Genomic DNA, 13,803 nt, shown 5'->3' with positions numbered 1-13,803 from the left:
AATGACGAATTTACGTAATGCAATGTTTGTGATTTGCACTTGTGTTAAACAATGCTAAAACGTCTGTTTTCCGGGCGAACAAAGAAAAACCCCGGGCCACTTGCGTGGGCCGGGGCATGTATTGGCAGTTTGAGTCTATGTACTTTTAGAAATCAATACCAACATTGACGCCAAAGGTGCGTGGCGGCAAGTACTGCGCTTGCCATGGGCCATTGGCATTCATGGCGCTGGTCTTGACTTTGTTGTCACCAACATTGCGAACAAAGAAGTCTGCATACCAGCTGGATTTGCCTGTGGACTGATAGCGCAAGCCCAGGTCAGCACGGGAATAGGCTTCTTGCTTATCGCCATCACCATAATTGAAAACGCTGAGCCAAGTTTCAGTCTCGTAATGCAGGCTGATACGTGGTGTCAGTGTGCCTTCATTCAAATGGAAGGTGTGCTGGTACAAGACCTGGGCAGAGAACTTCGGTGTATGTGGCATGGTGTTGCCAGATACATCCAGGCAGTTGCTGATGCCAGGTATTTTACAGGCAGGCAGGGCATAGTCATTTGAGCCGCCTACCAGGTTGCCGAGGGTGGCCTTGGCGATGGCAATGGTGACTTGCAACTTGTCGTCCTTGCTCAGTTTTGCTGCCAGTTCAGACTCAAAGCCATACACGGTTGCGCCATCGGCATTGGATGTCTGCAAGCCGCGTGTGCCGTCAGGTGCAGTAACGGGCGCACTGAACTGGAAGTCTTTGAACTTGCCATAGTACAGGGCGTTATTCCACCTGACAGTGCCGCCCAGCAAAGTACTCTTGCTGCCGAGTTCAAAGTTGGTCAAAGTTTCTGGACCGTAGGTTTTGCCACCATCTTGCAGACCACCAGATTTATAGCCCGTGGAGATGCTACCGTACACCATATTGTCTTTGTCAATGTCGTGTGAAATGCGCAGCAAGCCTGTTACCTTGTTGCCGCTATAGCTGCCATCATTGAAAGAGTAGGGCGCAAAGTTGGAATTGGCAGAAGCCGGATTGACATTCGGTGTGATAGCCGCCTGGCTAAGCTCAGGCTTTCCAGAAAAACCGTAACCACGTCCATCGACATTCGTGCGTTTGTCCTGGGTGTAACGCAGGCCGCCAGTGATATGCGTGTCATTGCCGGCGTTCCAGGTTGCCTGGCCAAACGCTGCTGCTGTTTCCACTGTTTCTTTAGGCTGGATGAAAGAACCTTGCCAGCCTACTGTACCCTGGTAAGTACCATTCAGGATAGGGATGTCGAAACGGATATCATTGGTTTCAGAACCGTAGTACAAACCCAATTGCCAATCTACATCACGTGTGCCGACGGATTGCAGTTCTACTTCATGGCTAAAGTTTTTATAGTTGGATGAAACAGTATTGTTTGCCTGCATGCTGCCACCAGAGGTGAAACTGGTTGGCGCATTGGCACCGCCGTCCTGGTCAAAACGGGACGAGCCACTGAACTTGGAATAACCACCGATGTAAGTCAGTTGCATTTCCTTGTTGATGGCATATTCTATGCGGCCACGGATGGCGTCGCTATCGCGCTCTGAAAACGGGGCTGTATCGATCAGGGCCGACCAGTGGCTTTGTCCCGCACGTGGCGTTTGCAGCAGGTTCATGGATGGAGTGCCACGGTCTATGAATTTCTCATAAGACAGATCGATCTTGGTGGCAGCGTTAGGTTTCCACAGCATGCTGATACGGGCAGCAGTCTGATCTTGTGCACCATACTTGGGGCCATCCTGCACGAACAATGCATAGTTGATAGGCTGGAAGGGAACTACTGTGCCACCATTCTTGAGATAAGTGGCAAACGCAGCTTTCTGGCTATCGAGGGACAGCATGGTAGGTGCCTGATAATCGACATAACCATCATGTTTTTCATGTGCATAGGCAAAGCGCAGCGCCATTTCATTGCTGACCGGGATATTGAATGCGCCACGGGTGCCAAAACGTTTGTAACTGCCCAGGCCGCCCTCTACCGAGCCAGAACTTTCACCGATTTTTGGTTTGGCGGTTTGCATATTGACTGCGCCAACTGTGGCATTACGGCCCCATAAAGTACCTTGCGGGCCGCGCAATACTTCTATGCCTTCCAGGTCAAACAGCAGGGATGTTGCGCCTTCAGGGCGGGGCGCATAGATACCGTCGATAAACAGGGCAACTTCAGGATCGGCGTATTCAGTTTTAGCACTGTCGTTACCGATACCACGCATGGTCATGGTGATGACGCCATGATCACCCTGGCCGGTGGCCTGGAAGCCTGGCACCAGATTAACCACGTCCTGCACGTTTTGCACATGGGCGTCTTCAAGTGCTGCGGCATTGATGGCGGTGATCGCTACCGGGGTTTTTTGCAGTGACGTGGCACGCTTGGTACCGGTGACGATCACTTCAGAAATAGTCGTGCTTTCGCTATTTGCCTTGGCTTGGCTGGCGCTGGTTGGTGCTGGAGCAGGCGCTTGTGTTTGCGCGTGGGCAGCACCCATGCTGGTGATCAGGGTAATGATCGCCAGTTGTATAGGTGTGGTCGCGACTTTACTAGTCGCAAGATTGCGGATTTTCATATGTCTCCTGTTACAGGTTGGATTGGTTTTTTTGCTCTGATTAAACCATGACGTTTTTGAAAACGTTTTCTTATTGGTGTTTCTTTGATTTTGTTTTGAAACCGTTTTCATAATACATAAAACTTGAATTCTGTGTCAAACATAAAATGATAACGTTTTCAAAATGTTGTAATATAAGCCGGATTGAGGTGAAAACCACTGTGCAATGCGTAGTCTGCATCCCTGACTGGTTTGCAATAAACGGGAATTGATTGCCGTCCAGCCAGTTGGTTTTCAAGGTGTTTGCGTGTCACTGCCATTGATATTGTCCTGTGTGAGAGCAACTGATACTGCTAGTGAAACATACCTGTGCGCCGTGAAGCTATTTACTCTTGACCGCAGCTAAACCGAGGAGCTTGCTCAAATGAAAGCCGTAAAAAATGTATTGATCGTAGGCGGTGGAACAGCCGGCTGGCTGACTGCATGTTTCATGGCCAAACACCTGTCATCTTCCAAAGAGGGAGAGGGCATACAGATACGCCTGGTGGAGTCAAAAGACATAGGCATTATTGGTGTTGGTGAGGGCAGCTTTCCTTCGATACGCGGTACGCTGGCGGCGATAGGTATAGATGAGGCACGTTTTATCCGGGAGTGTCATGGCACATTCAAGCAGGGCATACGCTTTGATCATTGGGTCAGGCCAGCTGGTAGCCCGGGTGTTGATCACTACTTTCATCCCTTCAGTCATCCCAGTCAGCGTGGGCCGGAATTATTACCTTACTGGTTGAAGGGGCTGGCTGCGCGCAATGGCCAACAGCCAGCTTTTGCGGATGCCGTGACCATGCAAAAATGCATAGCAGATGCGTCACGCGGGCCTAAGAGATTTGCCGACAAAGATTTTTTGGGGCCGATGAATTATGCCTACCATTTCGATGCTGGCCGTCTGGCAGCATTATTGTCTGAGCACGGGCAATCACTTGGAGTGAACCGGATACTGGGAACAGTAGAGCATGTGCAACTGGATGAACAAGGTGCGATTGCAGCCGTGCATACGCAAGATGGCCAGATGCTGGCGGCAGATTTGTTCATAGACTGCACAGGCTTCAGCGCAGGTCTGATAGGCAAGACCCTGGGGGCGCCATTCAAGTCTTTGAATGATGTGTTGTTTGTAGATAGGGCTCTGGCCTTACAAGTGCCCTATGCTAAGCCAGATGCACCTATACCTTCATATACTATCTCCAGCGCGCAGGAAGCAGGCTGGATATGGGACATAGGATTGCAGGAAAGACGCGGCATAGGTTATGTGTTTTCCAGTCGTCATACGGACGAGGCCAGAGCGGAGCAAGTTTTGCGTCAATACATCGGTCCGGCAGCTGATGGCATGACGCCGAGGTTGTTGAAGCTCAATGTCGGTTATCGCGAAACCCAGTGGATCAAGAACTGTGTGGCCATAGGCTTGTCCGGTGGTTTTATTGAGCCGCTGGAATCATCAGGCATAGGCCTGATAGAAACGGCAGCCTATTTGCTGACTTATCTGTTTCCATTCAATGGCGAGTTTGATGCAGTGGCGACCCAGTTTAATCAACATATGAAAGCGCGTTATGAACGCGTCGTTGATTTTGTCAAAATGCATTTCAGTCTGAGTCAAAGGACAGACTCTGCATTCTGGCGTGATAACAGGGATGCTAACTCTATACCTGAGAGCCTGCAGGAAAAGCTGAAGATGTGGAGCTGCCGCCCGCCACACCGTATGGACTTTATTGCAGATCTGGAAATGTATCCGCCATCGAGCTGGCAGTTTGTTTTGTATGGGATGGAATTTCAGACCGATATGGCGAGCAATAAATTCGTTTATCCACAAGACCAGGAAGCTGCCCAAGAATTTCAGATGATAGCCCAGATGGCGCAACGCGCCCTGGCTGATTTGCCTGACCATAGAAAACTGGTTGAGCACTTGTGCAGGGCGGCGTCTCCGCTTCCTTCGGTGCTGGCAAGGCAGGTTTGAAAGCGATCAACAAGGTGGGCGCAACGATGTCGCGAATGTCGTGATTGTGTTTGTTTGAGTACAGAGACAATGGATAGAAGGCAGACCCACTGCGCACGCGCAAAAATCCATGTTATGCTAATTGTGAAAAGCTTTTCACTGAATTGTGAAGATAAGTTGTTAATACTAAAATAAATCTAAAATAAATAATTACCCTGCTTGGGAAGGCATTGCGTGGTCGAGAGAACAAAAAGTAAAAATGAGCCGGTGACCTTGTTGGATGTTGCGCGTGAGGCGGGTGTGTCGCCCAGCACGGTGTCGCGCATCCTGAACGGCACGGCCAAGGTCTCTGATGTCAAGCGCAAGGCAGTCGAAACTGCCATTGCAGAAATGAAATTTGAGCCCAACCAGCTGGCGCAAGGGCTGAAAAGTGGTCGATCCATGACCATAGGCATCGTCGTGCAGGATATTTCCAGCCCCTTTTTTGATGAAACCCTGCATGGGGTCGATGATGGTTTGAAGGGTACTGGCTATGCCTCGGTGATCGTCAGTGGGCACTGGAATGCTGACGAAGAGGCTTCCCGCATCAAGCTTTTACTGGCACGCAAGGTGGATGGCATTATCTTGCTGTCTGGCCGTATTGCTGATAAAAAAGTGCTGGAATTTGCCCTCGATAAACCCATCGTCGCGACTGGCCGCAGCTTGAATAGCAAGACTGCGGTCGGCTTCAAGCTCGACAATGTCCATGGCGCTTATCTGGCAACCCGGCATTTGATAGAGTTGGGGCACAGGCGCATCGCCTTTGTTACTGGGCCGGCAAATAATACCGATGCTGCAGAGCGGCAAGAGGGCTATCAAAATGCCCTGCGTGAAGCCAATATCCCCTTTGAAAAAAACCTGGTGGCTGAAGGTAACTTTCATGAGGCTAGTGGCTTGCTGGCGATTAACCGCTTGCTGGAAACCCAGCAACAATTCAGCGCCGTGTTTGCGGCCAACGATCTTTCTGCCTACGGTGTCAGGCTGGGCCTGTACCGCAAGGGGATACGCGTGCCGGAAGATATCTCCCTGATAGGTTTCGATGACTTGCCCAGTTCACTGTATACAACGCCACCCCTGACTACCATCCACCAGCCTTTGTATGACATGGGTTTGCTCGCGACCAAGACCCTGCTGGGCCTGATTGCCGGGAATGAAGTCGATACCAGCTTACCTGGCCTGGAACTGATTGCCAGGGAAACCACCAGACGGATGCGCTAAGGACGGTATGCTGGACATATCTTTGCGCCTGTAAAACAGGTAAAAGATATGTCAGCGTGCCTGCCCGGTCGTAAATAATGGGCAGCCTTGCAGGGGCAAAATTCCACAATCAAAGCGGTCAGAAATCAACCATGAATCCCGCACCGATTGATTTTTGCGAATAATTATAATCAATCAGGCTCTGGCCATATCCCGAGAACATTTGCAGATAGGCCTTGAGATTGGTAGTAATAGGCATAGCGAGGCTGGCTTGCAATGCACCATGGCCGGTATTGAAATTGCGGCGTGCGGTCAGGGAAAATTCGCGCCCGCCTTTTTCGCGATAGGTGGCATGTATGTCGCCATGCCCCATGTAATCAACGATATCGATATTGTCATTATCTGACCTTGCGTTATCAAGACGACGCCAGAGTCTTGTGCTGAATGAGAAATTGCCGTGCTCAACACCCAGCTCGGCATAGACGCGGTTCCAGCTGCGCGATAAAGTCGAGGTCTGACCATTAGACTGATGTACCATGCCAAAATTAAGGTAGCGGATATTGAAATCACCCAGGCTTTTATTGATGGGGATCATTGCCATGACTTCTGGCTGGTAATTGGTCTCGCGGAAAGGGCTGGATGCACTGCGGTTATACGCCTGCCAAAAACTTTGCTGGGTGTAGGCTACCCACAGATCAACAGGCGAGTTACCCACTTCTTCAGCCAGTTTCATTTTCATGCTCAGTTGATAAGTCAATTCCACATGCTTGGATTTGACGCCGGCAGGTGTGAATTTCTTGAACGGTTCATCGTTCGAAGCATTGCTGTAATTGCCCACCAGCAGATAATTATCATGATGAGGCCTAAACACGAATTTACCGCGCTTGGATGCTTCATCAAGTTCCCAGCGTTGCACCATGCGCGACATTTCGGGTGCTGCTTCTGGTGGCTTTTCAGGCGCCACGGTCTCTTTCAAATCTTGCAGGGCTTCTGCCTTGGCGATTGGTTTGTCAGCCTCCACCGGGGTAGCTGCCTTGGCGAGGGCATCAAAGCAACTAAGGCGGACACTCGCGTCTCCTAGCACGGAACAACGCAGCATCTGTTGTTCCATCTCGGTAGCCTGTGCCTGGCTAAATAACGCAGGCGAAATGATGAATAAAGGGAATATTATTTTTTTGAAGTGGGCGGGCATAAGCGCTTTAAGTGGCATTTAGTTGTCAAGTGGCGAGTCGGTGGCACATCGCCTGATTAAGTTAACCAGTCGGCGTGCTTCTTTTATGATTGACAAGGATAAGCGGGCTTCAGCAAGAGGTATGTTCGGTAGCAAACATAATTCCGGCTAATTTGCGGGCTGCATCACTGACTCGCAAATTGGCGGACTTTCTTTGTATTTTCTAAGGGGTGGCTGTCATATATCTGCAGCCTGTTCCAAAATTCTTATGTTTGATCTACTCATTTTTGCATCCTGTCGCATGGCGATTGCAATAATCGAATCAGCTTGGCAAAGTAGCTAAAAATCAAAAGGAAGTTGAGTTATAACAAAATTGCAAAGCCTGCTCATGTACGGTTGCTTAATATGCATCTCTGAATACTTTCAACCGCGAACTGGTGATTGTTTAAGACTTTGTTCAAGGCGCTGTTCAACGCTTTATTTAAGGCTTTATTGTTTGACCATTGCTTGATATTTAAGAATTTATTGTTTCGTTCAAGACTTTATTTGGACCTGACAAGTGTTTATCTTGACGCTGAACGGGGGGCGGACTATATTACTGACTCAAAAGTAAGTTAATTTGAGTTGTTAATATTATGCTATGCCCTTTTAAGCCCAAGTGGGAGCGCCGCAAGGATGCCCGCCCGCAAGAATTACTCGCTGCTGCCCTCGATTTATTCGTAGAGCGCGGTTTCGCTGCAACACGTCTGGACGATGTGGCGCGCGCTGCCGGCGTCTCCAAGGGCACTTTGTACCTGTATTTTTCCAGTAAGGAAGAGCTGTTCAAGGCCGTGGTCAGGGAAAGTATTGTTCCCCTGATTGGTGAAGCAGAAAGCGTCATTGAACAGTTTGAAGGTAATAGTGAAGAGTTGTTTCGCCTGATCATGAAGACCTGGTGGGGCAGCATAGGTAATACCAAGTTGTCTGGTCTGCCCAAACTGATGATGGCAGAAGCCGGGAATTTCCCTGAGCTGGCCAGGTTTTATCAGGAAGAGGTCATCAACCGCGGTGAAAACCTGGTCATGACCATGCTCAAGCGCGGCATGGCGCGTGGTGAGATACGCAGTGTTGATGTGGAAATTGATGCCAGGATACTGATCGCCCCCATGATCATGATGATGATCTGGAAGCATTCTCAAGGGGTGTGCAATATAGAGCCAGATAAGCTTGATACCTATCTTGAACACTATATAGAGTTGTCTTTACATAGCTTGTTGTTGAAAAAATAGTTTTAACTTGTGGTTTACGTGTTTAGTTGCATGCGTTGCTTGACCCTCACCTTGTGTCAGGCTTTAAAGTCAGGGTTTTTTACGACCTGGATAGTTTATTTACCATCTTAGCCCAGGCCATGAAACCATTACTTTTTGGAAAACAAGCATGTTAAAACGCAAGACTTTCTGGATCATTGCCGTTGTGCTGTTAGTGGCTGCCGGCGTGATACTGGTGAAGAAAAAATCTCAGGGCAAGGTCGTGCCCGCATCGGCCAGTGCTGCTGCCGTGGGTACGCAATCATCTCCGGCAGTGCTGGAATTCTTGCCCGCCGACATCGTCGAAGTGGCTAATGCCGAAGTCAGAAAACTGTTGGCTTTGTCCGGCGCTCTGCGCGCCATCAACCAGGCTGCCGTCAAGGCCAAAGTGGCTGGTGATATTACCGAAGTGCTGGTGCGCGAAGGCGAAGCCGTGCAGGCAGGCCAGGTCCTGATCAAGATGGACAGCAGTGATTACCTGGCGCGGCAAGAGCAGGCCAAAGGTGCTTTGGCTGCTGCGCAAGGGCAGCTTGAAATTGCCCGCCTCGCACGCGACAATAACAAGGCCTTGCTGGAGAAAAGTTTCATTTCCAAAAATGCCTACGACAATACCAACAGCCAGTATGCGATTGCCGTCGCCAATGTAGACAGTGCCAAAGGCGCATTGAATGTGGCGCAAAAAGCGCTGGCAGATACCGTCATACGCGCTCCCATCTCAGGCATGATCAGCAACCGCATGGTGCAACCCGGTGAAAAGATTTCGCCAGATAACCGACTGCTGGATGTCGTCGATTTGCGCATGCTGGAAATGGAAGCACCGGTACCAACCCAGGATATTGCCAGCATCAAAATCGGTCAGGCCGTGCAACTGAAAATAGAAGGTGTGCAAACGGCTGTCGATGGCAAGGTCGTGCGCATCAACCCCGCTACGACAGCGGGCTCACGCTCTATCATGGCCTATGTGCAGGTCGCCAATCCCGATACCATTTTGCGCGCAGGCATTTTTGGCGAAGCGCAACTGGTCGTCGATAAAAAAGCTGAAGTGCTGACCGTGCCTGACACGGCAATACAGTATGAAGGCGAGCAGGCTTTCGTGTATGCGATAGAAAATAATATCCTGCAACAAAAGCCGGTCAAGCTGGGCTTGCGTGGTGAAAGCCAGGGCAAGCCTGTGGTGGAGGTGCTGTCTGGCCTGGCACCGCAAACAAAGATAGTCAAAGCCAATCTGGGGCGCTTGCGTGCAGGTGTGGCTGTGAAGCTGATTACCACGACAACCACGACAACCACGACAACGACGACAACCACGACAGGCAAGGTGTAATCATGTGGTTCACACGTATCAGCATAGGCAATCCGGTGCTGGCGACCATGATGATGGTGGCCTTTGTGGTGCTGGGTTTGTTCTCTTACAAGCGTTTGCGGGTAGATCAGTTTCCCGATATTACTTTCCCGGTAGTGGTAATCCAGACCGATTATCCGGGAGCCGCACCTGAGACCATAGAGTCGGACATTACCCGCAAGGTTGAAGAAACCGTCAATACCATAAATGGTATCAGCGCGCTGACTTCACGTTCTTACGAAGGTACGTCTGTCGTTATCCTGGAATTTGATCTGACCGTTGATCCCGCACAGGCAGCACAGGATGTGCGTGAAAAAGTCGCACTCATCAAGGCTGGCTTTCGCAAGGAAGTCAAAGAGCCCAGGGTGACGCGTTACGATCCTTCTGATAAACCCATTTTCTCGGTGTCGGTGACGAATGACGACAAGATCAAGAAACGTGATTTCCGTGAACTGACCACCATCGGTGACCAGTTGGTGAAGAAGCGCCTGGAAAATGTGCGCGGCGTAGGCTCGGTAACCCTGGTCGGTGGTGTCAAGCGTGAGATCAAGATTTACCTGAAGCCGGGTGAAATGGAATCGCTGGGCCTGGGTGTAGATCAGGTCATCAATGCCCTGCGCAATGAAAACCAGGAATTGCCTACTGGTGCCATCCGTGCACTCGATAATGAAAAAGTCGTGCAGATACAAGGGCGCATCAAGAACCCGCAAGACTTTGCCCGCATCATCGTGGCCCGCCGTGGTGGCCAGCCAGTCATGCTGTCGCAAGTCGCCAGTGTGGTGGATGGTCAGGAAGAGCAAGAGAGTTTGGCCCTGTATAACGGCCAGCGCACGGTCGCACTGGATATTTTGAAGGCACAGGGACAAAACACCATAGAAGTGGCGGATGGTCTGACCGAAGCTTTAAAGGCGCTGGAACCACAATTGCAGGCGCAGTATCCTGGTGTCAAAGTACAAGTCATCAAGGACGGTTCGCGCCAGATACGCGTGGGTGTAGAAAACGTGCGCCGCACTCTGATAGAAGGGGCAGCACTGACCATACTGATCGTTTTTCTGTTCCTCAATTCATGGCGCTCTACCGTCATCACCGGACTGACCTTGCCAGTGGCATTGATAGGTACATTCCTGTTCATGGACATGTTTGGCTTCACCATCAATATGATTACCCTGATGGCCTTGTCGCTGTGCGTAGGTTTGCTGATTGATGATGCGATTGTGGTGCGTGAGAACATCGTGCGTCATGCAGGCATGAAGGTTAACGGCAAGTTCAAGGATCACCATACGGCAGCGCTGGAAGGTACGGCAGAGATAGGTTTGGCAGTTTTGGCGACGACGTTCTCCATCGTTGCCGTATTCTTGCCAGTCGGTTTCATGGGCGGCATTATCGGTCGCTTCTTCCACCAGTTTGGTATTACCGTTACCGCAGCTGTATTGATTTCCATGTTTGTGTCTTTCACGCTGGACCCGATGTTGTCATCAATCTGGCCAGACCCGGATGCCCATGGGCATCCTACGGTAGACGAAAACGGCAAATCCATTCGCAAGGGCTGGTATGCGAATAGCATAGGCCGTGTACTGGAACAGTTTGAACGTGGCGTGCAGTGGTTTTCGCGCGGCTATCAGGTGATGTTGCGCTGGTCACTCAAGCATCGTATCAAGACCTTGCTGATTGCAGCACTGACTTTTTTCCTTGGCCTGGCAATACCTGGTACCGGTCTGATCGGTTCAGAATTTGTACCACAGGCTGATTATTCTGAAACGGGCGTGACTTTTTACACGCCGGTAGGCTCATCACTGGAGTTGACCGAAACCAAGGTGCATCAGGTTGAGGCCGTGATCAAGGAATTCCCGGAAGTGCTTGATACCTATAGTACGGTCAATACCGGCTCCGCACAGGGCAAAAATTATGTCAGTACTTTTGTCCGCCTGGTGCCGCGTAAGGACAGGGCCAGGACTACCAGCCAGATGTCGGTGCCTTTGCGTAATCGCCTGAGCCAGATTGCCGGTATCACCGTCACGCATATCGGTGCGTTGGATGGCGTGGGTGGCGATAACAAGAATCTGCGTTTCAGCTTGCAGGGCAGCGATCTGAATGAACTGGGAAAATTATCTGAACAGGTGCAGGCAAAATTACGTGCAATTCCGGGCCTGGTGGATCTGGATTCCAGCCTCAAGGCACAAAAGCCGACCATCTCGGTGCAGCCACGCCGCGATATCGGGGCAGATCTCGGAGTAGGTGTGGCCCAGATAGGCGGCGCTTTGCGGCCTTTGCTGGCAGGTGAAATTGCCACGACCTGGCGTGCGCCGGATGACGAAAACTATGATGTCACTGTGCGCCTGTCACCGAATGACAGGAATAATCCTGAAGATCTGTCGCGCCTGATGCTGAGCAGCACCCAGACCAATGCAGACGGCTCACCAAAAATGGTGCCACTACGCCAGATCGCAGACATCAAGCCATCAACAGGTGCAAACCAGATCAACCGCCGTGACCTGAACCGCGAAGTGGAGCTGTCTGCCAATGTGGTAGGCCGTTCTGCCGGTGAAGTCAGTGCTGAAGTCAAAAAAGTGCTGGATGGCATGCAATGGCAGCCTGGTTACCGCTACAAGATGGGTGGTGCCACCAAGAACATGACTGAATCCTTCGGCTATGCCTTGTCGGCGCTGGCTTTGGCGGTGATTTTCATCTACATGATCCTGGCGTCGCAATTCGCCAGCTTCTTGCAGCCCATCGCCATTATGTCCGCCTTGCCCATGACTTTGATTGGTGTTTTCCTGGCTTTGATGTTCTTCCGCTCCACCTTGAACATGTTTTCCATCATCGGTTTCATCATGTTGATGGGATTAGTTACCAAAAATGCGATTTTGCTGGTAGATTTTGCTAATCAGGCAAGAAAAGATGGCATGAACCGTATGGAAGCCTTGCTGGAAGCGGCCCATGTACGCCTGCGCCCCATCCTGATGACGACGCTGGCGATGGTGTTTGGCATGGTGCCACTGGCATTTGCCTTGTCTGAAGGTTCTGAACAGCGCGCACCCATGGGGCAGGCTGTGATAGGCGGAATTATCACTTCGTCATTGCTGACTTTGGTGGTTGTACCGGTGATTTATACCTATCTGGATGATTTGGGGCTGTGGATTACGCAAAAATGGCGCGGTAATCGTCAAACTGCCCAAGTGCTTTGATAAAATGCCGTTTCCATCAATTTTGCAATCGAGTATAGAAATGAATATCGAAAAAGCACGCTTCAACATGATAGAACAACAAATCCGCCCTTGGGATGTGTTGAGCCAGGAAGTACTGGATATGCTGATTGTGGTTAAACGCGAAGAGTATTTCCCGGCAGAACAGAAAAGCCTGGCGTTTTTTGATACCGAGTTGCCTTTGCCGGACGGCAGCAAGGCCATGACGCCCAAGCTGGAGGCGCGCATTTTGCAGGAACTGGTGTTGAAGAAGCAGGAAAACGTCTTGCTGGTTGGTGCAGGCACAGGTTATCTGGCCGCATTGCTGGCTTACTCTGCCCGTCACGTGACTGTGCTGGAATCATCCAAAGTCTTGCATGCACTGGCGACCAGCAATTTGCACCGCAATCATGTCAGCAATGTTGATGTGGTTCTGGCTGATGCTTTCAGCGATAAAAATACAGGTGGTTACGATGCTATCGTCATCGCCGGCGGTCTGGAAGAACTGCCAGAACATCTGCAACAGCAATTGAATGTGGGTGGCCGTTTGCTGGCTTTCATAGGGCAACTGCCAGCATTGACAGCGCAATTATTCACGCGCACTTCTGCAACTGCAGTGAACAAGAAAAACTTGTTTGAAACGGTGGTAGAGCCTGCTGCAGGTGCCAAACCAGTTTCGCATTTCAGCCTGTAATCCTGAAAAGAAAACAGGAGACATGTCATGCAAAACATTACTGCAACAGAGCTGGCGCAATGGTTAAGCGATAGTAGTAGAAAAGCCCCGGTTTTACTCGATGTACGGGAACCTTGGGAGCATGAGACTTGTCATATCCCCGGTGTGCAACTGATGCCCATGCAGACAGTGCCAGCCCGTTTTCAAGAGCTGGAACCGGATGATGTGATTGTCTGCATCTGCCATCACGGCGGGCGCAGTATGCAGGTAGCAAATTTTTTAGAGCGTCAGGGTTTTACCCAAACAATTAATCTGACTGGTGGTGTGCATGCATGGGCACAACAAGTCGATACGGGTATGCCCACTTATTAATTTACT

At 50.5% G+C, this 13,803-nt stretch carries 9 protein-coding genes; 7 read left to right on the top strand and 2 right to left on the bottom strand.

The features are described 5' to 3' along the window. Positions 1 to 145 precede the first annotated feature (145 nt). A complete protein-coding gene (locus ACO0LL_RS02705; protein WP_422949362.1) occupies positions 146 to 2,575 on the bottom strand; it encodes a TonB-dependent receptor in 2,430 nt (809 codons plus the stop codon). A 403-nt stretch (positions 2,576 to 2,978) separates the two neighbouring features. Here ACO0LL_RS02705 and ACO0LL_RS02700 point away from each other — a divergent pair, with 403 nt between their 5' ends. Beyond that, the gene (locus ACO0LL_RS02700; protein WP_422949361.1) at positions 2,979 to 4,559 is read left to right on the top strand and encodes a tryptophan halogenase family protein; all 1,581 of its coding nucleotides are present in this window, start codon (positions 2,979 to 2,981) and stop codon (positions 4,557 to 4,559) included. Positions 4,560 to 4,772: 213 nt separating this feature from the next. Further along, positions 4,773 to 5,795: a LacI family DNA-binding transcriptional regulator gene (locus tag ACO0LL_RS02695; RefSeq protein WP_422949360.1), complete on the top strand. Its 1,023-nt coding sequence runs from the start codon at positions 4,773 to 4,775 to the stop codon at positions 5,793 to 5,795. 118 nt (positions 5,796 to 5,913) lie between these two features. Here ACO0LL_RS02695 and ACO0LL_RS02690 read toward each other — a convergent pair whose 3' ends face one another. After that, positions 5,914 to 6,885, bottom strand: a complete 972-nt coding sequence (locus ACO0LL_RS02690; RefSeq protein WP_422949359.1) for a phospholipase A — start codon at positions 6,883 to 6,885, stop codon at positions 5,914 to 5,916. A gap of 695 nt (positions 6,886 to 7,580) precedes the next feature. Between ACO0LL_RS02690 and ACO0LL_RS02685 the strand changes: the two genes are divergently transcribed. The 5 genes from ACO0LL_RS02685 (at position 7,581) to ACO0LL_RS02665 (ending at position 13,797) form a co-directional block, all read left to right on the top strand. After that, on the top strand, positions 7,581 to 8,213 hold the full coding sequence (locus ACO0LL_RS02685; protein ID WP_422949358.1) for a TetR/AcrR family transcriptional regulator: 633 nt from the start codon (positions 7,581 to 7,583) through the stop codon (positions 8,211 to 8,213). Between the two features lie 148 nt (positions 8,214 to 8,361). Next, positions 8,362 to 9,552 (top strand): efflux RND transporter periplasmic adaptor subunit, encoded by a 1,191-nt coding sequence (locus ACO0LL_RS02680; RefSeq protein WP_422949357.1) that lies wholly within the window; start codon positions 8,362 to 8,364, stop codon positions 9,550 to 9,552. Positions 9,553 to 9,554: 2 nt separating this feature from the next. Continuing rightward, positions 9,555 to 12,755 (top strand): efflux RND transporter permease subunit, encoded by a 3,201-nt coding sequence (locus ACO0LL_RS02675; RefSeq protein WP_422949356.1) that lies wholly within the window; start codon positions 9,555 to 9,557, stop codon positions 12,753 to 12,755. 40 nt (positions 12,756 to 12,795) lie between these two features. Continuing rightward, positions 12,796 to 13,446, top strand: a complete 651-nt coding sequence (locus ACO0LL_RS02670) for a protein-L-isoaspartate O-methyltransferase family protein (protein ID WP_422949355.1) — start codon at positions 12,796 to 12,798, stop codon at positions 13,444 to 13,446. A 27-nt stretch (positions 13,447 to 13,473) separates the two neighbouring features. Beyond that, positions 13,474 to 13,797, top strand: coding sequence for a rhodanese-like domain-containing protein (locus ACO0LL_RS02665; RefSeq protein ID WP_422949354.1), 324 nt, complete (start codon positions 13,474 to 13,476; stop codon positions 13,795 to 13,797). Positions 13,798 to 13,803 lie beyond the last annotated feature (6 nt).

This window comes from Undibacterium sp. TC4M20W, assembly GCF_049340245.1.
Taxonomy (GTDB): domain Bacteria; phylum Pseudomonadota; class Gammaproteobacteria; order Burkholderiales; family Burkholderiaceae_D; genus Undibacterium.
This window is presented reverse-complemented; position numbering and strand designations above follow the sequence as displayed.

Coding starts and splice junctions, on each gene's coding strand:
- ACO0LL_RS02700 (WP_422949361.1), top strand. CDS start 2,979: ATGAAAGCCGTAAAAAATGTATTGATCGTAGGCGGTGGAACAGCCGGC.
- ACO0LL_RS02675 (WP_422949356.1), top strand. CDS start 9,555: ATGTGGTTCACACGTATCAGCATAGGCAATCCGGTGCTGGCGACCATG.
- ACO0LL_RS02690 (WP_422949359.1), bottom strand. CDS start 6,885: ATGGAACAACAGATGCTGCGTTGTTCCGTGCTAGGAGACGCGAGTGTC.
- ACO0LL_RS02665 (WP_422949354.1), top strand. CDS start 13,474: ATGCAAAACATTACTGCAACAGAGCTGGCGCAATGGTTAAGCGATAGT.
- ACO0LL_RS02685 (WP_422949358.1), top strand. CDS start 7,581: ATGCTATGCCCTTTTAAGCCCAAGTGGGAGCGCCGCAAGGATGCCCGC.
- ACO0LL_RS02705 (WP_422949362.1), bottom strand. CDS start 2,575: ATGAAAATCCGCAATCTTGCGACTAGTAAAGTCGCGACCACACCTATA.
- ACO0LL_RS02670 (WP_422949355.1), top strand. CDS start 12,796: ATGAATATCGAAAAAGCACGCTTCAACATGATAGAACAACAAATCCGC.
- ACO0LL_RS02680 (WP_422949357.1), top strand. CDS start 8,362: ATGTTAAAACGCAAGACTTTCTGGATCATTGCCGTTGTGCTGTTAGTG.